This window comes from Kitasatospora sp. NPDC059648 (genome assembly GCF_042734825.1).
Classification (GTDB): Bacteria; Actinomycetota; Actinomycetes; order Streptomycetales; family Streptomycetaceae; genus Kitasatospora.
Window position 1 is genome coordinate 1 of sequence record NZ_JBHWDU010000067.1, and the last position, 17,887, is coordinate 17,887.

Sequence of the window (17,887 nt, forward strand, 5' to 3'; positions counted from 1 at the left end):
GGCCCGTACGTCATCCCCGCCTACGGCTCCGGCTACACAATCAACTGAGCCGTACCGGCCGGGGCCCGGGGACACGGGCCCCGGCCCCCCGGCCGGCCCCGCTCCCGGCCGGGGTCAACTCCGGGCGTCCAGCGCGGCATCCAGGAGCAGCCGGGCCGCCGTCCCGGCGTCGGCGGCGGCGCCCGGGTCCCCGTGCACGGCCGCGGTGGTGATCGCCCCCTCCGCGAGCAGGGCCAGCTGGGCGGCGGTGGCGGGCGGGGCCCCGGCGGCCTCGACCAGGCCGGCCAGGTAGCCGGCGAACTCGGCCTTGTGGTGCCGGGCGGCGGCCGCGACGGCCGGTGTGGTGGCGCCGAGCTCGCCGAAGGAGTTCACGAAGGCGCAGCCGCGGAAGCCGGGCTCGGCGAACCACCGGCCGAGCCAGTCGAACACCGAGAGCACCTGGTCCCGGGGCGTGCCTCCGGCCCGTGAGACGTGGACGGCCAGGCTCGCCCGCCAGCGCGCGTCGCGGCGCTGCAGGTAGGCCTCGACCAGGTCGTTCTTGGACGGGAAGTGCTGGTAGACGCGGCGCATCGTCAGTCCGCAGGCGGCCCGGACGGCGTCCATCCCGACGGCCTGGACTCCCTGCCCGTAGAACAGTTCCTCGGCCGCGTCGAGGATCCGGGTCCGCGGGTCGATCTGTTCCGCCTGTTCCATCTGCCGTGCCCTTTGCGTGAGAACGATGGTTCTCCTAGGGTAGCAAATGACGCGAGAACGATCGTTCTCGCCGGTGGAGCGTCCGTTCTCAAGGAGACACCCATGGCCGAGCAGCGCCCTCCCGTCCCGCCCTTCACCGAGGAGACCGCCCGCCGGAAGGTCCGGGCCGCCGAGGACGCCTGGAACACCCGCGACCCCCGGCGCGTCGCCCTCGCCTACACCCCGGACAGCCGCTGGCGCAACCGCGCCGAGTTCCTCGCCGGCCGGGAGCAGATCGCCGCCTTCCTCACCCGCAAGTGGCAGCGCGAGCACGACTACCGCCTGGTCAAGGAGCTGTGGGCGTTCGGCGGCGAGCGGATCGCCGTCCGCTTCGCCTACGAGTGGCACGACGGAGACGGGCAGTGGCACCGCTCCTACGGCAACGAGAACTGGGAGTTCGACGAGCACGGGCTGATGGCCCACCGGCTCGCCTCGGTCAACGACCTGCCGATCACCCCCGAGCAGCGACTGCTCCACTGGCCGCTCGGCCGCCGCCCCGACGACCACCCGGGCCTCACCGGACTCGGCCTCTGACCATCGGCCCGGAACGGCTTCCGGCCTGCGACGCGCACGAACTGACGCCGCGTCCGGTCGCACTGTTCCAGGGCTGTGACGGAGCGGGCACCGGGCGCTGACCTCGGGCTGGGAACCTCCTTGACGAAAGCGAACAGCACCACCGAGGGGGATCCGACATGTCCGTGCGCAACCGATTCGGCAGCGCCGCCGCGATCGCACTGACGACCACCGTCAGCGCGGTCCTGCTCTCCGCCTGCGGCCCCGACAACGCCGACTCCGGCGCCACCGCGGCGCCCGGCAGCAGCGCGCCCGGATCGACGGCCGGATCGGCGGCACCCGGCGGCGCCTCGCACCCCGGCACTCCGGCCCCCGGCGGCAAGGAGGTCAACGGGACCACCGTCGCCAACCACCTGACCATCAGCACGGGCACCAGGAACGTCGCGATGAACGGCACCCTCGTCGACTTCGGCTCCGTGGTGCGCGACCTCGCCTGGTCGCCGGACGGCAGGAAGGTCGTCTACGTCGGCGACAGCGGCGATCTGATGACCGCCAACCCGGACGGCACCGGCAAGACCACCCTCGCCAGGCACCCTGACGGCGAGGAGTGGTCCCACCCGACCTGGCAGCACGCCGCGAAGGGGCCGAGCGGCGACGCCGTCCCCAACGAGACCGAGCGCTACAACAACATCGTGTTCACCGCCAAGAAGGCCGGTGCGCTGCGACTGGTGAAGGTCCCCGCCAAGGGCGGCAGCGTCGAGGACCTCAGCCCGCACAACTCCGAGGGCGGCGACAACGCGGGCCTCCCGCAGCCGCCGCAGACCGGCAACACCTGGGCCGACGCGGGCGGCCGGCAGGCCGCCGTCGCGTTCGCCAACACCCCGACGAACGAGGTCTACATCTACGACGACTACATCCGCCCGGCCACCCAGGACATCGGCAAGGGTTCGCAGCCCGCCCTGTCCCCGGACGGCGGGCAGATCGTCTTCGTCCGCGCGGTGAACGGCCACGACCACCTGTTCACCCGCTCCACCGAGCACGACCAGAAGGCCGAGAAGGACCTCACCCCCTCGGCCACCACGGACTTCACCGAGCCCGCCTGGTCCCCCGACGGCAGGACCGTCGCGGCCCGCACCCCCGACGGCGTCGACACCGTGCCGGCCGACGGCTCCGCCGCGCCGACCCAGGTCTCCACCCTCCCCGGCCTGCCGGTCTACCGGCCCTGATCCCGCGCCGGGCCGCGGGCCAACTCGGCCCGCAGCTCGGCCAGGTGCTCGTCGGCGGACTCGTGCGGCAGGAACTCGACCACGTCGAGGAAGCGGAACAGCACCCGGGTCCCGGTGACCGCGTACTCGTAGTCACCGAAGCCGACCACCGCCCCCGTCCCGCCGCGGGCCGCCCCGCGGACGGCGGCGGCGGTCAGCCGGTCCTCCGTGCCCCCGGCGGTCACCTTGCGGCGGGCGTTGGGCCGGGCCAGGTACGGGCACACCATCGACGCGTACAGCATGCAGGCCCGGTGCCCGGGGCCCTCCATGGTCGGCGCGAGGTTGCGGTACGGGCGCCCCGCCGCGATCGCCTCGGCGATCGCGGCGCTCTCGGCCGGCCCGACCACCCGCCACACCGGCCCGCGCGCCATGAACACCCCGCACACCGAACACCGCCGCTCCAGCGCGCAGTCGGCGCTGCGCCCGTGGTCGGTCAGCGCGAACTGCGGCCGCCCGTCCTGCCACGGCGTGATCGCCGGCACCGGGTACCCGCGCCCGTCCCGGGGCCGCTCCCCCACCTCGGCCGGCATCGGCACTAGTTCGAATCGCACGCCCCTATCGATACCAGCCGGGCGCACCGCCGGTCGAGCCACGAGGCCGACGCCCCGCCACCGAGCAGTCGGCGGCCTCCGGGCCCGTGGCCGCGCGGCGCGTCACTCCGCCGCCGACTCCTGGGTCAGCATCACCTTCCGCAACAGGTCCGAGAGCGTGCGCCGCTCCTCCTCGGAGAGCACCCCGAGCAGCCTGCGCTCCTCGCGCCCGACCACCTCCAGGGCCTCCTGCCAGGCTGCACGGCCGGCCCCGGTCAGCACGATGTCGACCTTGCGGCGGTCCTCGGTCGAGGGGGTGCGCAGCACGAAGCCGCGGCGCTCCAGGGCCTCCAGCCGGCCGGTGACGGAGGCGGGGGCGAGGTTGAGGTCGGCGCGCAGGTCGGAGGGGGCGGCGTGGCCGCCGCGGCCGGCCAGGACGTGCAGGGTGTCGAACTCGTGCTTGTGCAGGCCGTAGTCGGCGACGCCCTGTTCGCGGACCCGGCCGAGGTGGCGGGTGAGCCTGGACATCCGGGTCACCGCGCCCTCGATGTCCGGGTCGAGTCCGGGGAGCACCGGGATCCAGCGGTCGAGGTGGCCGTCCGTCCAGTCGCGGGGCGGGGTCGGCTGCTGGTGGGGGTGCTCGGGCATGGGAGGAGTCTACAAAGGGCAGATATGCCGCCACCGAAATATTCGTTGCCAAAATTTCGATGCCGAAATACAGTTCCGCAGGTGCTCCGCCGACCCGCACCCCGACGCCCCGCCCCTCCACACCCGGAGCTCCGGCACCCCTTGGACCTGCGCGACTTCCGCCTGCTCTTCCTCGGCCGCACGGTCTCCACCCTCGGCGACGCCGTCGTCCCGGCAGCCCTCGCCATCGCCATCACCCGCGCGACCGGCTCCTCCGCCGCGCTCGCCCTCGTCCTCGGCTGCGCGATGGTGCCGCGACTGCTCCTGCTGCCCTTCGGCGGAGTGGCCGGCGACCGCCTCGACCCGCGCCTGGTCTCGCTCACCACCGACCTGCTGCGCGCCGCCACCCAGTTGCTCGTCGGGCTCGAACTCCTCGGCGCCCGGCCGGACCTGACCCACATCGCGATCGCCTCGGGGGCCGGGGGCCTCGCCTCCGCCTTCGCCATGCCGACCACCTCTCCGCTGGTCCGGGCCGCCGTCCCGGCCGAGCACCGACTGCGCGCCAACGCCCTGCTCGGCTCCGCCACCAGCGCGGCCCGGCTCGGCGGCCCGGCGCTCGCGGGCCTGCTGGTGTACACCGCGGGGCCCGGCTGGGCCTTCGTGGCGGACGGCGTCTCGTTCCTGCTGAGCGCCGCCCTGCTCACCCGCATCCGCCTCGCCCCCGCGGCCCGCGATCCGCTCGCGGCCGCCGGAGCGCGGCCGCTGCGCCGGGACCTCGCCGAGGGCTGGCGCGAGGTGTGCGCCCGGGACTGGTACTGGACCAGCCTGGTCGCCCACGGGGTGTGGAACGGCGCGAGCGCGGTCGCGCTCACCCTCGGCCCGCTGATCGCCGCGACCCGCCTCGGCGGGGACGGGGTCTGGGTGGCCGTCACCCAGGCCGGGGCCGTCGGCCTGCTGCTCGGCTCGCTGGCGGCCGGCCGCCTCCGCCCCCGGCGCCCGGTGCTGGTCGGCAACCTGGCCCTGGCGCTGTACGGCCTGCCACTGCTGGCGCTCGCCGTTCCGGCGCCCGCGCCCGTCACGGTGGCGGCGTACGGGGTGGCCATGGCCGGGCTGGGGTACCTCAACCCGGTGTGGGAGACGGTGGTGCAGGAGGAGTTCCCGCCGCAGGTGCTGGCCCGGGTCACCTCGTACGACTGGCTGCTCTCGCTGGCCGCCGCGCCGCTCGGCTACGTGCTGGCCCCGCTGGCGGCCGACGCCTGGGGCAGCCGGGTGCCGCTGCTCGCCGCGGCCGCCCTGGTGACCCTGGTGTGCACGGGCACCGCGGCGGTGCCGGGGGTGCGCCGGCTCGGCACCGGCCCGCGAGCGGCGGAACCGGCGGCCGTCGAGCGGCCGCCGGTCCCCCTCGACTCGTGACGCCCGAGGGTCAGTTCCAGATGCCGGTGATGTCCGTCGCGGTCGCCGCGTTGCCCGCGTGGCCGCTCGCGCCGGAGAGGTCCTCCAGGGTGCGCAGGACGTTGTAGTGGTTGTAGGTGGTGGCCGAGCTGCTGCCCGGGGTGACGTGGGCGCCGTAGAGCAGCGTCGGGATGCGGTTGCCGGACAGGCTGTTGTCCTCGTCGAAGGTGACGACCAGCAGGCTGTTGTGGCTCTGCGCCCAGGTGGCGTAAGCGCCCAGGTTGTTCTTGATCCAGGTGTCACCCGTGCTGATCGAACAGTCGTGCATGTCGCTGCACAGGTTCGGGATCACGAAGGAGACGTCGGGCAGGGTGGTGTAGTCGGTCGGGAACTGCGCGAAGGTCTTGGCGCTGCTCAGCGGCACGTTGCCGAAGCCGAACCAGGGATTGTGCTTCTGCGCGTAGTTGCCGCTGCTGCAGACCGTACTGCCCTGGCCGGGCAGGGACTCGTTGTAGCTGGCCCAGGTCTTCCCCGCGGCGAGCACCTCGGAGGCCAGGTTCGGCGCCTGGAACCCGCCGACCGCCACGCAGCTGTCGTCGACCCGGCCCTGGGTGGAGCCGGAGAACAGCGCGTAGTAGTTCGGCTCGCTGGGGTGGGTGATGGCGAAGGACTGGGTGAGGCTGGCGCCGCCCGCCTTCAGGGTGTTGTTCAGGTACGGCGCGCTGCTGCTGCCGATGATCTGGCTGTAGGCGTGGTTCTCCATCACCACGACGATCACGTGGTCGGGCGTGGGCAGCCCGGCCGCCTGCGCGCTGGTGGCGGTGGCCGCCCACAGCCCGGCGGAGGCCGCGACCAGCGCGACGGCCGAGCCGAGCGCGGTCGCGGAGCGGCGGGATCGGGGGGAGTCCTTCACGGGCTTCTCGGACGAGGTCATGACAGGTCCTCGGGTGGGCGGGCGGCCCGGCGGGCCGCCCGGAACGGGAGGGTGACGGACTGTCGTGCTCCCGCCGACCGGGCCGGAGCCCGCCCGGCGGGTCCGCCGAACGGCCTGGGCGTGTCTTCCGGATCACGCCCGGCATGATCCGGAAGAGACGCCCCGGTAGGACGCCCTAGTAGGGCGTGCCGTTGGCGAAGTCGGTGGCGAAGGTCGACTCGATCGTGTTGAGCACCCCGGAGTCGGAGACGATCAGGCCCAGCTCGCGGTTGTTGTTCAGCGAGTTGTCGGAGAAGTTCTCCGAGCCGGCGAACACCTTGGCGCCGGGGGTGCCGTAGTCGGCGACGATGGCCTTGGCGTGGACGTACAGGCCGGTGGTCGAGAAGTAGGTGACCACCTTGGCGCCGGCCGCGGTGACCTCGTCGAAGGAGGATCCGTACGAGCCGGGGTCCATGCCGACGACGCGCACGGTGACGCCGCGGTCGGCGGCCGCCGTGATCGCGTCGACCAGGGCCGGGTCGCCGAATTCGAGCTCCTCGACGTCCAGGGAGGACTGCGCGCCGTTGATCAGCGCCAGCAGCCGGTCCTGCGAGTCGGTGGGCGACCAGACCAGGTCGTCGCCGTCGGAGGGGGTGACCGAGGTCTTGGCGTAGTCGGCGGCGAAGACCTGCTCGATCGCGTTGACGTCGTTGGCATCGGTGTCGAGGACGCCGTAGTCGCGGCTGCCCGAGTAGTAGGTGGCGTCCAGGTTCCCGGTCAGGACCAGGGACGTGGCGCCGTCCACGGTGACGGTCTTCTGGTGGGTGTAGACGAACGCGGAGGACGAGTACGTCACGCCGACGCCGGCCGCCTTCAGCGCGTTGTAGGCGGAGCCGTTGACCGAGGTGTGCCGGCCGTCCAGGACGACCCGGACCCTGACGCCGGCCCGCTGGCGGGCGATCAGGTCGTTGACCGCCGTGGTGTCGCGCAGCTCGTACATGGTGACGTCGATGGTCCTGGTGGCCGAGTTGATCAGGTCGTAGACCACCGTGTGGCTCTGGTCGGGGAAGACGACGGCGGTGAAGGTGCCGCTCGCGCGGGCGGTGCCGGTGGCGGATATCAGGCCGGCACCGGCGAGCAGCAGGGCGCCGGCACGGCGCGCGAAGGTGGCCAGGGGCATGGGGACTCCATGGTCGGTGTGGGGAAGTCGCCGGGGAGAGGTCCGGTGCGGGGCGCCACCGGACGGCGGAGCGAGCGCCCGAACAGCATGGGGGCGGCGCGGTCAACGCGGGTAGACGACGGGAGGTAAAACCTTGCCCCCGGCCCGGAGAACGAACGGTGCACCCGACAAACCCGCCCGAGAGCGGATGAGAGGGGCGGTCCGGTTCACATTGCGGCCAGCCGCCCGAACCAGTGATAGTGATCACCGATCGACGCGATCCGACACCACGTCAGCCCACGAGAGAGCCGAGGAACATGGCGAAGACCAGCCTTCTGCGTCCGCTCGCGGTGGCCGCCGCCGCTGCCGTCCTGGCGGCGTCCGGAACCGCCCCCGCCCTGGCCGCCGACCGGGACGGCGCGACACTGCCGGCGCCCGACACCGCCGGGGTGCTGAGCGCACTTCAGGTCACCACGGACGCGGGTGCTCCGGGCGCCTTCGCGGTGATCCGCGACCACGGCGACGTCGAGCGGACCCGCTCGCTGACCGTCGGCAGGGCGAACCTGGACGGGACCCCGATGAACTCCGCGTGGAGGTTCCGGGTCGGCAGCAACAGCAAGACGTTCGCCGCCGTTCTCGTGATGCAGCTGGCGCAGGAGGGCCGGATCGACCTCGACAAGCCGCTGCGCGACTACCTCCCGGCCGGCACCCTTCCGGAGGGCTGGACGATGACCGGCCGCCAGGTGATGGAGCACCGGGCCGGCATCTACGACCACACCGACGACCTGCTGGAGCAGCCCGGCGAGGAGACCACCTCCGCCTTCGAGGCCCGCATCCGCAGCAAGGTGTACGCCCCGGCCGACCTGGTCGCGATGTCCGTCAAGCACGGCCAGCAGTACGCGCCGGGCAGCCGCTACTCCTACTCCAACACCGACTTCGTGCTGATGGGCCTCGCCGTCGAGCACCTCACCGGCCGCCCGTACGCGGACGTGCTGCGGGATCGGATCATCGAGCCGCTCGGCCTCACGAAGACCTCCTTCGTCGTCCCCGACCAGCGGATCCGGGGCGCCCACGTCACCGGTTACCTCACCAACGACGACCGCGGCAAGCCGCTGCTGGACTCCACCGAGCAGACCGGCTCCTGGGTGTGGAGCGCCGGCGCCGTCATCTCCACGGCCGAGGACCTCGACACCTTCCTCACCGCCCTGATGGCCGGCAGCTCCGGTGGACTGGTCTCGGACGACTCGCTGCGCCAGATGGAGGCCGCGCTGCCCACCCCGACCCCCAAGATCTCCTACGGGCTGGGGCTGCGTCGCATCTCGCTGTCCTGCGGGGACGTGTACGGGCACGGCGGCATCGTCCAGGGCTACCAGACCCAGTCCTTCACCACCCCGGACGGCCACCGCTCGGTGGTCGTCTTCGCCAACGCGTCCAACAACGGTTCCGTCACCCAGGGGCTGATGAACGCGCTGGAGCCGGCCTTCTGCGGGAAGAAGCCGTCGGCCGCACCGCGGACGGCCTTCGCGCCGTCCGCGCGGGACGGCCAGGAGGGCGGGGACGGCCAAGGCGACCAGGGCGACCGGTGGCTGCCCGTGGTGGAGGACACCCGGATCTGACCCCTGGCGCTGCGGCCGGGGCCGGCTACACGGGGCTCCGGCCGCGGCGGCCGTCCGCGCTCAGATCGGTGAGCGCCTCGGTGAGGATCTCCCGGGCCTCCTCGGCGCGGCCCTGCTCGATCAGCGCGGTGCCGAGTTCGGTCAGCGTCTTGGTCATGCTGTCCGGACGCCCGATCGCCTCGTAGTGGACCAGCGCCTGCCGGTAGGCCTTCTCGGCGGCCGGCCAGCGCTTCAACGCCGCGCGGTCCTGGCCGAGTTCGTGCGCCGTCATGGCGGCCATCAGGTGCATCAGCGGCGAGGACCAGCGCTCCACCAGCTCCAGGGCGCGGGCCAGCGCCCGGCGGCGGGAGTCCTGCGCCTCCTCGGCCCGGCCCAGGTGGCGCAGGCAAGTCGCGACGCCGCGCAGGGTGACCAGCCGGCCGATCATCGCGGCCCGGTTGTCGACCTCGGCGAAGGCCTCCGCCGCCCGCTGGTAGCTCTCGCCGGCCTCCTGGTACCGCTGGAGCCGGCGCAGCCCGGTGCCGAGGTAGGTGAGTGCCCAGCCCTGCTGCTCGTGGTCGCCCACCCCGCGGGCCAACTCCAGCCCCTCACCGGCGAGTTCGATGCCGCGCCGGTAACGGTGCAGACAGGTGACGTACGTCCAGGCCAGGTAGTTCACGTGCACCGCCTCCGCCTGCCGGTCGCCGCTCGCGCGGGCCGCGTCCACCGACAGCTGGAACACCTCGCCCCAGAGGTCCCAGCTGACCAGGCGGTCGGAGAACCAGTGCATGGCCTCGGCGGTGTCGATCACCTCCCGGTGGCGGCCCTCCCGCTGCGCCCGGTACAGCGCGGCCAGCCACTCCGGGTGCTCCTCCTCCAGCCAGCGCGCGGCCTCGGCGAGCGGGACGGAGCCGTCCTTCTCGGGCACGGCGGGCGGGACGGAGCCGTCGTCGGCGGGCGCGGACCCGGCGGTCGCGGCGTGGTCCGGGTCGAACCGCAGGCCGTGGGCCGCCGCCTCGCGCAGCAGCCAACTCCCGGCCTGGGTAAGGGCGTCGGCGACGGCCTCGGCCGTCTCGTCGGCCGCCAGGCGCTCGCCCGCGTACAGCCGCACCAGGTCGTGCAGCCGGTAGCGCTCCGGCGCGGCCGACTGCACCAGGCCGGCGTCGACGAGCTGCTCCAGGACGAGTTCGGTGCGCGCGGCCGACAGCCCGGCGTAGCGGGCCAGCACGGCCGCGGTGAAGTCCGGCCCGGCGGTCAGCGCGCAGCGGCGCAGCACCAGCCGGGATTCGGCGGGCAGTCGGCGGTAGGAGAGTTCGAAGGCCGGGCGAACGGCCAGGTCCCCGGTCTCCAGCAGGTCCAGGCGGGTCTCCTCGGCGGCGAGCTGGCGGGCCAGCTGGGCCACCGGCTGCTGCGGGCGGGCGACCAGCCGCTGCCCGGCGATCCGCAGCGCGAGCGGCAGGTAGCCGCAGAGCCGGGCGAGTTCGGCGGCCGCGTCCGGGGCGGCCTCGACCCGTTCGGGCCCGGCGATCCTGGCCAGCAGCACGGACGCCTCGGCCGGGGACAGCACGTCCAGCCGCAGCCGGTGCACCGCCTCCAGGCCGGGCAGCGCGTGACGGCTGGTCACGACGGTCACCGCCGGCCCGGAGCCCGGCAGCAGCGGGCGCACCTGGGCCTCGTCGGCGGCGTTGTCCAGCACCAGGACCAACCGGCGGTCGCGGACCAGGGCGCGGAACAGACCCGCCCGCTCGTCCGTCCCGGCGGGCACCGCGCCGTCCGCCACGCCGAGGGCGCGCAGCACCTGGCCGAGCGCCTCGCGGGCGGGCAGCGGGGTGGCGGCCGTGCCGCCGAGGTCGAGGGAGAGCTGACCGTCCGGGAAGGCCGGGGCGAGCGCGTGGGCGGCGTGCAGGGCGAAGGCGGTCTTGCCGAGGCCCGGCTGACCGCTGATCAGCACCACCCGGGGGTGGGTGGGGTGCTCGTCGGCCATGAGGGCGGCGAGTTCGGCGAGGGCCTGCTCGCGGGCGGTGAAGTCGGCGAGGTCGCGCGGCAGGGCGAGCGCCCCGGGGGGCGCGGGGTCCGCGGTGGCGTCCGGTGCGGGCGGCGCCGCGGGTGCGGGCGGCGCCGGCGGTTCCGGTACGGGTGCGGGCGGCGTTAGCGGTTCCGGTACGGGTGCGGCCTGGGCCGCGGACGCTGCGGAGGGCCGGGCGGACTGCCCCTGCGGCGGCACCTGCCGCACGCCCCGGGGCCGGCCGGACTGCGCGGCCCCCTCCAGTGCGGCGGTCTGTGCGCCGTCCAGGCCCAGGGCTGCGGCCAGGGCCCGGACGGTTCGCCGCTGCGGCCCCCGGGTGCGGCCGCGTTCCATGTCCCCGAGGGCGCGCAGGCTGACGCCCGCCCCGGCGGCCAGGTCCTCCTGGGTCAGGCCGGCTGCCATCCGGTGAGCGGCCAGCAGGTGGCCGAACCCCCCGGTTCCGTTCGCCCCCGACATGTCCCCGCCCCTGGTTCCGTGCTTCCGCAGTTCTGCCGGGCGCCGTGCCGGGCAGTTCCCCTCAGGCAGAAGTATGCCTCGGCGGAATCGGCGCGCACACCCGCCCCCGCCTGCGGGGACACCTGGGACGGGGCGGACCGGCGAGTGGTTCCCGCGTGCCGGAACCGCCGGTAGTTCCGCCTGTGCCGCCGGTGCGGGAGGCAGTTGTGCACCGGTGCGCGGCGCTCGTCGTCAGCGTTCGGCCGCCGTCAGCGCCTGTTCCTGCCCTCTGGCCTCCGCCCCTTCGACGCTGCGGCCGAGCTCGAAGAGCAGGTCGGCGAGCAGACCGTGCGAACGCGCCTCCACGGCGGCGTCGCCGACGGTGCGGCCGAGCGCGACGGCGAGCCGGGCCGAGGACAGCGCGGCCTCCCGGCGGCCGAGGGCGTGCAGGGCGCGGGCCCGGCTGTGGGTGGCGAGCACCGCCTCGACCCCGTCCGGTCGGCCGCCGGCGGTGGGGGCGGCGTCCGTGCGGCCCCTTTCGGTGCGGGCGGTGACCGTGCGGACCGCCTCGTCCGCGTGGGCGAGGGCCCGGTCCGGGGCGCCGCCCAGCACCAGGGCCTCGGCGAGGTCCGTGAGGGCGCGCACCAGCAGGTGCCCGGCCGCCGGGGTCCGGGCGGCGGCCACCAGGTCGGTGAGCAGCGGCACCGCCCGGTCGTGCTGCCCGGCCCGTACCAGCGCGGCGGCCACCCGGCTGCGGCAGTGGTGGCGCAGCACCGCTCCCCCGGCCCGGTCGGCGGCCGCGACCGCCGTGTCCAGGTGCTCCAGGGCGGTGCGGTGGGCCGCCCGACGGACGTGCAGGACGGCGAGGTCGGTGCCCAACCGGGCGAGGGCGGCGTCGTCCCGGTCGGCGTGCGCGGCGCGCAGCCCGATCTCGGCAACGGTCCGCCAGTGCGCCCGGTCCCGGCCGCCCTGCTCGCCCGGCCGCTCGTCCGCACGCTCGTACAGCAGGCTGATCCGGTGGGCGAGTTGCCAGGCGGCGCGGGTGCGCCCGTACTGCTCGGCGCGGAGCACCACCGCACGCAGCGCGCTCTCCTCCCGGCGGAACCAGGCCGCCGGGAGCCTTCCGCCCTCGGCCTCCTCGCCGTCCTCGCCCGCCCACGGGGCGGTGAGCTCCAGGTAGTGGGCGATCAGCCGGTCGAGGGCGCCGGAGCGCTCCTCGCAGTCCAGCGCGGCGGCCTGTCCGGCGGCGTAGCGACGGACCAGTTCGCGCCGGGTGTAGCGGCCCGGGGTGGTCTCGGCCAGCAGGTGGACGGCGTCGAGCACGGTCAGCAGGGCGCGGGCGGCGGCCGGTCGCAGGTCGGCGAGCGCGGCGGCGGTGCCGGTGTCGATCTCCGCGCCGGGGTGCAGCCCGAGCAGGGTGAACAGGCGGGCGGCGGCGGGCGGCAGGGTCCGGTAGGTGCGGTCCAGGGCGGCGCCGACGCCGATCGGGCCGCGCGCGGCGCCGAGCCCGGCCAGGGCGGCGAGGCCGGTCTGCTCGTCGGCGAGTTCGGCGGTGAGGTCGCCCGGGGACCAGTCCGGTCGGGCGGCCAGCCGGGCGGAGGCCAGGCGCAGGGCGAGCGGCAGCCGGTCGCACCGCTCGGCGAGGTCGGCCAGCTCGGCGGCCGTCTCCGGGTCGTCGGCCGGGCGGTCCGGGCCGAGCCCGCGGGCGAGCAGGTCCCGGGCGTCCTCGGCCTCCAGCGGGCCGAGCGGGAGCACCAGGGCGTCCTCGTGGAGCAGCAGTTCGCGCAGCCGGTCGCGGCTGGTGACGACGGTGACCGGGCCCAGCGCGGTGCTGGTCGCCGCGGGCCGGTCGGGCAGCAGCGGGGCGAGCTGCCGGTACGAGGCGGCGTCGTCCAGCAGGATCAGGATCCGGCGGTCGGCGAGGAGCCCGCGGTAACGGGCCGCACGCTCCTCCAGCCCGGCGGGGACGGCCTCCGGCGCGACACCGAGGTCGGCGAGGAAGCCGGCCAGGACGTCGTCGGGCCGGCGCGGGCCGTCCGGGGCGGAGCCCCGCAGGTCGGCGTGCAGGACGCCCTCGGGGAAGCGCTGCGCCGCCCAGTACCGGACCAGGCCGGTCTTGCCCACCCCGGCCGGTCCGGTGACCAGGATCGGCCGGGCGGTCCGGGCGGAGACGGCCAACGCCTCGTGCAGCCGGGCGAGTTCGGCGGCACGGCCGACGAAGCGGCGGTCCGGCGGAGTGTGCCGCGCCAACTGCTCGCCCGCCTGCCGCAGTTCCGGCCCCGGCGGGCCGGAGAGCCGGGCCACCGCCTGCTCGAACCGCTCCCGCGCCTCCAGCCCGCGCCCGGCCTGCTCCAGGCACTCGACCAGCCGGGCGGCCAGCGGCTGCCGGCTCGGGTGCGCGTCCACCGCCTCGGTGAGCTCGGCCACCAGCTCGCCGCCACGACCGGCCAGCACCAGTCCCTGCGCCAGCCGGTCCAGGGCGCGCAGCCGCAGGTCGGTCAGGTACGGGAGAGTGCGCTCGCGCAGCAGGGCGGACCCACAGTCGGCGAGCGCCGGGCCGCGCCACAGGTCGAGGGCCGCGCGCAGCAGCGGAACGGCCGGGTCGTCCGTCCCCGGCCGGGCCGTCGCGTCGGGCACCATCAGCCCCGCCCGGCCGCAGAGCGTCTTGAAGCGCACCAGGTCCACCCGGTCCGCGTCGCCCTCCAGGACGTACCCGCCGCCCCGGGTGCCCAGCACCAGCCGGGGATCGTCCAACTGCTGCCGCAGGGCCGCGACATGGCCCTGCAGCGCTGCCCGCGCGGTCGGCGGCGCGGCGCCGTCCCAGACCAGCTCGATCAGCTCCTCGGCGCCCACCGGCTGGTTCAGCCGTGCCGCCAAGGCCCCCAGCAGCGCGCGCCGTTTGGGCGCCGAGGGCGTGGCCACCGTGCCGTCCTCCCGCCGGACCGCCATCGGCCCGAGCAGCTCGATGTCCATGCTCCCCTTCCCTCCCGTCGTGGGACGGTACGCCGAACCGGACCGGGCCGGTTCACTTCGCGGGCTCGCCCTCCGTGCGGCCCGGGCCCTCCGCCGGCTCGGACCAGACCGGCGGCGTCCTGAAGTCCGGTCCCTCCACGACCAGCACGTCGAACGGCGCGTAGCCGTTCCGCGAGCCCCGGACGGTGAAGCCGGCCGCCGTCAGGATCGCGATCACCGCGGCGGACATCGCCCGGTGGACCTCACCGCCCAGGACGACGGCCGGGGTCGGCTCCCCGTACTGCCGCAGGTCCGCCATCGCCCTGCTCCGCAGCCGGGGGCTCGTGTGCCAGCTCACCAGCACCTCCGGCTCCTCCCCGAAGTGCTGGCTCCAGCTGCTGACCCGCACCGCCGCACCGACGGCCAGCTCGTCGGCCAGGCCCGGGGCCACCACCGGCAGTCCGGCGGCGGCGAGTTCGTCGCGGACCCGCTGGGCCAGCCGCTCGAACCGGGCGTTCACATGTCTCCCGAGAGTCTCGTCCATGCCCGCACGCTACCGGCCCGCCGCACCCCTCCCGCACCCCCCTCCCGCACCATCCGGTCGAACCGCGCCCGCGGTCCGACCCGTGACCGGTCCCCTCCGGGCCTTCGGAGGTGCCGTGTCCGGCGGGCGGGTGAGCAATCCGGTTCGGGAGGGCAACCATCTGGCGCCCACAGATGCTCTCTACCACTGGCGGCTCCGTCGGCCGCGAGCGTTCGAGTGCGGACCGGACACCTGTGCGCACTGCACTGCTCCACCCCGACGGCCGCCGTCAGGTCCCGGTGTGCGGTGAGGTGGGGGTACGGGTGCGGATCAGGCTGCTCGGGCCGGTGGAGCTGGAGGTCGCGGCGGGTGGCCTCGCCACGCTGGCGGGCTCCCAGCGGCGGGCTGTCCTGGCGTTGCCGGCGCTGCGGCTGGGCCAGGTCGTCACCATGGACCGGTTCTGCGAGCTGCTGTGGGGGGAGCGGCCCCCGGCCAGCGCCCGGGCGGCGGTGCAGGGGCACGTCGCGGCGCTGCGCAAGGTGCTCGCCGACACCCCGTTCGAGCTGCACACCCGGGCCGGCGGCTACCTGCTGAGCGGCCCGGCCGAGGAGGTGGACGCGCTGCGGTTCACGGCGCTCGCCGAGCGGGCGGGCGAGCGCGCCGACGGCGGTGACGACGACGAGGCGATCGCCCTGCTGGAGGAGGCGCTGCGGCTGTGGCGCGGCGATGCCCTGGCCGACCTGCCGGACACCCCGTTGCGCGCCGCCACCGTGGAGCACCTGAAGCAGTCCTCCACCGCCGCGCTGCTCCGCTGGGCCGGGCTGCGGCTGCGCCGGGGCACCGGCGCGGCGGCGGTGGCGGTGCTGGAGCAGAGCGTCCGGCGGGACGGGCTGCGCGAGGAGCTGGTGGCGCTGCTGATGCGCTGCCTGCACCAGGCCGGACGGCCCGCGGACGCGCTGGACGCCTACCACCGGGCGCGGCTGCGGCTGGACCGTGAGCTGGGCATCCGCCCCGGCCCGGCACTGCGGGCCGCCTTCTCCGAGGTGCTGGCGGACGACCGCCCGGAGGCACCCACCGCCGTCCGCACCACCGCGGTTCACCCGGCCGCCCGGCCACCCCGTCAGCCCCCTCTTCAACTCCCCCGCCAACGCGTGGAATTGATCGGCCGCACCGCAGAGACCCAGTGGCTGGACCGCGCCTGCGCCCCCGACCGGGCCACCGACGGGCCCGCCCTGGTGGTCGGGCCGGCCGGGATCGGCAAGAGCGCCCTGGTCATCGCCTGGGCCCACCGGGCCGCAGACCGCTTCCCGGACGGCCGGCTGTACGCGGACCTGCGCGGCCTCGACCCGGCCGGTCCCGCCGAGCCCGGGGCCGTCCTCGGCCGCTTCCTGCGCGCCCTGGGCGTCCCGGACGACGCCGTCCCCGCCGACCCGGCCGACCGCGCCGCGCTCTACCGGGAGCACACCAAGGGCCGCCGCCTGCTGGTGGTCCTGGACGACGCCGCCGACGCCGACCAGCTCACCGGCCTGCTGCCGGAGGGGCCGGGCAGCGCCGCCGTGATCACCGCGCGCGGCTCCCTGGAGAAGCTGGTCGCCACCGAGGACGCGGCCCTGCTGCGGCTGACCGCGCTGCCCGAGGACGACGCCCTGGACCTGCTGGAGCACCTGCTGACACCCGAACGCCTGCGCGCCGAGCCGCGGGGGGGCGCCGAACTCGTCCGCCTCTGCGAACAGTCGCCGCTCGCCCTGCGGATCGCCGCCGCCCGGCTGACCGCCCACCCGAGCTGGACGGTCGCCGAACTGGCCGCCGAACTCGCCGACGAACGGACCAGGCTGGCCGCCCTGGAGCTGGACGCGCACACCGGACTGCGGCAGCAGCTGCGCCTGACCCTGCGCCAACTCCCGGCAGCGGCCGCGGAACTCCTCACCCTGCTCGCCCTCCACCCCGGCCGCGAGGTGGACGGCCACGCCGCCGCCGCGCTGCTCGGCACCGACGCCGCGACCGCCCACCGGACGCTCGGCGAGCTGGCCTCCCACCACCTGCTCACCGGCGCCGCCCCCGGCCGCTACCACCGGTCCGACCTGGTCCGGCTGTTCAGCGTCGACCTGCTCGCCGAGCAGCCCGCACCGTCCGGACAGCGGCGGGAGCACGCCCTCCTCCGTCTGCTGGACCACTACCTGGCCGCCCTCCAGCGCTGCGGCAGCTACCTCGACCCGGGCCAGGAGGACCCGGGCCAGGAGGACCCGGGCCAGGAGGACCCGGGCCAGGAGGACCCGGGCCAGGAGGAGCCCGGCGTGCCCGCCCGGCCGCCGCAGCACCTGCCGCCCGTCGTGGACATCCGCACCGCGCTGGACTGGTTCGGTGCCGAGGAGCCCGCCATCCGGTCGCTGATCGACGGAGCCGCCGTCAGCCACCCCGACCGGGCCTGGCGCCTCGCCCTGACCGCCGGCTCGCTCTACTACGGCGCCAGCCGCTTCACCGACTGGCTGGCCCGCGCAGACGTCGGCCTGGCGGCCGCCGAGCGCTGCGCCGACCCGGTCGGGGAGGCCTTCTTGCACAACTGCCGGGCGCAGGCGCTGGTCGCCCTGGAGCGCCGTCACGAGTCGGCCGAGGCGGCACGAAAGGGGGTGGCCGCCGCCGAGACCGCCGAGGGGCCCGCCGCCGACTCTGCGCGGGTACGGTCCCTGGCCACGCTGGGCCTGGTCACCGCGATGCTCGGGAACCCCGCCGAGGCGCGGCGGCTGGCGGCCGAGGCCGCCGCGCTGGCCGTGGAGTCCGGCAACCGCAAGCGGCTGGTCGACGCCCTGGTGCACCAGGGCTGGGTGGACCTGGCGACCGGCGATCCGACGGGCGCGCAGCGCCGCTCCCGGGAGGCCCGGGAACTGCTGCCGCCGCGTCCGGTCACCCAGGTGCACCTGTGGTCGCTGCTGACCGAGGCCCAGGCGCTGCCGCCGACCGTCCGGGAGGAGGCGGCGGACCTCGCCTGGCACCGGCTGCTCGCCGCCTGCGAGGAGGCGGGGCTGCTCTACCTGCACGCCGTCACCGAGCAGTCGTACGCGGCCCACCTGGTGGCCCGGGGCCGTGCGCCGCAGGTGCGGGCACGGCTCGCCTCGGCGCTGGAGCGCTTCCGCCGGCACGACCGGCTGGCGGGCTACCGCAGCGGGTTCACCGCGGGCCTGGAGGCCTCGCTCAGCCTGCGCACCCCGTGAGACGGCACCCCGGCCG

General features: G+C 75.6%; 13 protein-coding genes. 5 read left to right on the top strand and 8 right to left on the bottom strand.

The window, feature by feature from the left end:
* Positions 1 to 114: 114 nt before the first annotated feature.
* The gene (locus ACFV1W_RS29785; RefSeq protein WP_380420352.1) at positions 115 to 693 is read right to left on the bottom strand and encodes a TetR/AcrR family transcriptional regulator; all 579 of its coding nucleotides are present in this window, start codon (positions 691 to 693) and stop codon (positions 115 to 117) included.
* Between the two features lie 102 nt (positions 694 to 795).
* Here ACFV1W_RS29785 and ACFV1W_RS29790 point away from each other — a divergent pair, with 102 nt between their 5' ends.
* Together ACFV1W_RS29790 and ACFV1W_RS29795 are read left to right on the top strand one after the other, a co-directional pair.
* Complete coding sequence (locus ACFV1W_RS29790; RefSeq protein WP_380420353.1) at positions 796 to 1,266, top strand: DUF1348 family protein; 471 nt, start codon at positions 796 to 798, stop codon at positions 1,264 to 1,266.
* A 158-nt stretch (positions 1,267 to 1,424) separates the two neighbouring features.
* Positions 1,425 to 2,471, top strand: coding sequence for a hypothetical protein (locus ACFV1W_RS29795; RefSeq protein WP_380420354.1), 1,047 nt, complete (start codon positions 1,425 to 1,427; stop codon positions 2,469 to 2,471).
* Here the strand turns inward: ACFV1W_RS29795 and ACFV1W_RS29800 are convergent.
* Both ACFV1W_RS29800 and ACFV1W_RS29805 read right to left on the bottom strand, forming a co-directional pair.
* The gene (locus tag ACFV1W_RS29800; protein ID WP_380420355.1) at positions 2,459 to 3,061 is read right to left on the bottom strand and encodes a hypothetical protein; all 603 of its coding nucleotides are present in this window, start codon (positions 3,059 to 3,061) and stop codon (positions 2,459 to 2,461) included. The genes ACFV1W_RS29795 and ACFV1W_RS29800 overlap by 13 nt on opposite strands.
* A 102-nt stretch (positions 3,062 to 3,163) precedes the next feature.
* Positions 3,164 to 3,688, bottom strand: coding sequence for a MarR family winged helix-turn-helix transcriptional regulator (locus tag ACFV1W_RS29805; RefSeq protein WP_380420356.1), 525 nt, complete (start codon positions 3,686 to 3,688; stop codon positions 3,164 to 3,166).
* An 81-nt stretch (positions 3,689 to 3,769) separates the two neighbouring features.
* Between ACFV1W_RS29805 and ACFV1W_RS29810 the strand changes: the two genes are divergently transcribed.
* The gene (locus ACFV1W_RS29810) at positions 3,770 to 5,080 is read left to right on the top strand and encodes an MFS transporter (protein WP_380420357.1); all 1,311 of its coding nucleotides are present in this window, start codon (positions 3,770 to 3,772) and stop codon (positions 5,078 to 5,080) included.
* Between the two features lie 10 nt (positions 5,081 to 5,090).
* Here ACFV1W_RS29810 and ACFV1W_RS29815 read toward each other — a convergent pair whose 3' ends face one another.
* Positions 5,091 to 5,993 carry an alkaline phosphatase family protein gene (locus ACFV1W_RS29815; RefSeq protein ID WP_380420358.1) on the bottom strand — a complete coding sequence of 301 codons (903 nt, stop codon included), beginning with the start codon at positions 5,991 to 5,993 and terminating at the stop codon, positions 5,091 to 5,093.
* Positions 5,994 to 6,168: 175 nt separating this feature from the next.
* Complete coding sequence (locus ACFV1W_RS29820; protein WP_380420359.1) at positions 6,169 to 7,152, bottom strand: phosphatidylserine/phosphatidylglycerophosphate/cardiolipin synthase family protein; 984 nt, start codon at positions 7,150 to 7,152, stop codon at positions 6,169 to 6,171.
* A 296-nt stretch (positions 7,153 to 7,448) separates the two neighbouring features.
* On the opposite strand from ACFV1W_RS29820, the gene ACFV1W_RS29825 reads away from it, so the two are divergent.
* Complete coding sequence (locus tag ACFV1W_RS29825) at positions 7,449 to 8,747, top strand: serine hydrolase domain-containing protein (RefSeq protein ID WP_380420360.1); 1,299 nt, start codon at positions 7,449 to 7,451, stop codon at positions 8,745 to 8,747.
* A 25-nt stretch (positions 8,748 to 8,772) separates the two neighbouring features.
* On the opposite strand, the gene ACFV1W_RS29830 is transcribed toward ACFV1W_RS29825, so the two are convergent.
* The 3 genes from ACFV1W_RS29830 to ACFV1W_RS29840 form a co-directional block, all read right to left on the bottom strand.
* A complete protein-coding gene (locus ACFV1W_RS29830; RefSeq protein ID WP_380420361.1) occupies positions 8,773 to 11,208 on the bottom strand; it encodes a tetratricopeptide repeat protein in 2,436 nt (811 codons plus the stop codon).
* A gap of 231 nt (positions 11,209 to 11,439) precedes the next feature.
* Positions 11,440 to 14,160: a BTAD domain-containing putative transcriptional regulator gene (locus ACFV1W_RS29835; protein WP_380420362.1), complete on the bottom strand. Its 2,721-nt coding sequence runs from the start codon at positions 14,158 to 14,160 to the stop codon at positions 11,440 to 11,442.
* A 52-nt stretch (positions 14,161 to 14,212) separates the two neighbouring features.
* Positions 14,213 to 14,683 carry a hypothetical protein gene (locus ACFV1W_RS29840; RefSeq protein WP_380420363.1) on the bottom strand — a complete coding sequence of 157 codons (471 nt, stop codon included), beginning with the start codon at positions 14,681 to 14,683 and terminating at the stop codon, positions 14,213 to 14,215.
* A 233-nt stretch (positions 14,684 to 14,916) separates the two neighbouring features.
* On the opposite strand from ACFV1W_RS29840, the gene ACFV1W_RS29845 reads away from it, so the two are divergent.
* A complete protein-coding gene (locus ACFV1W_RS29845) occupies positions 14,917 to 17,871 on the top strand; it encodes a BTAD domain-containing putative transcriptional regulator (RefSeq protein ID WP_380420364.1) in 2,955 nt (984 codons plus the stop codon).
* Positions 17,872 to 17,887 lie beyond the last annotated feature (16 nt).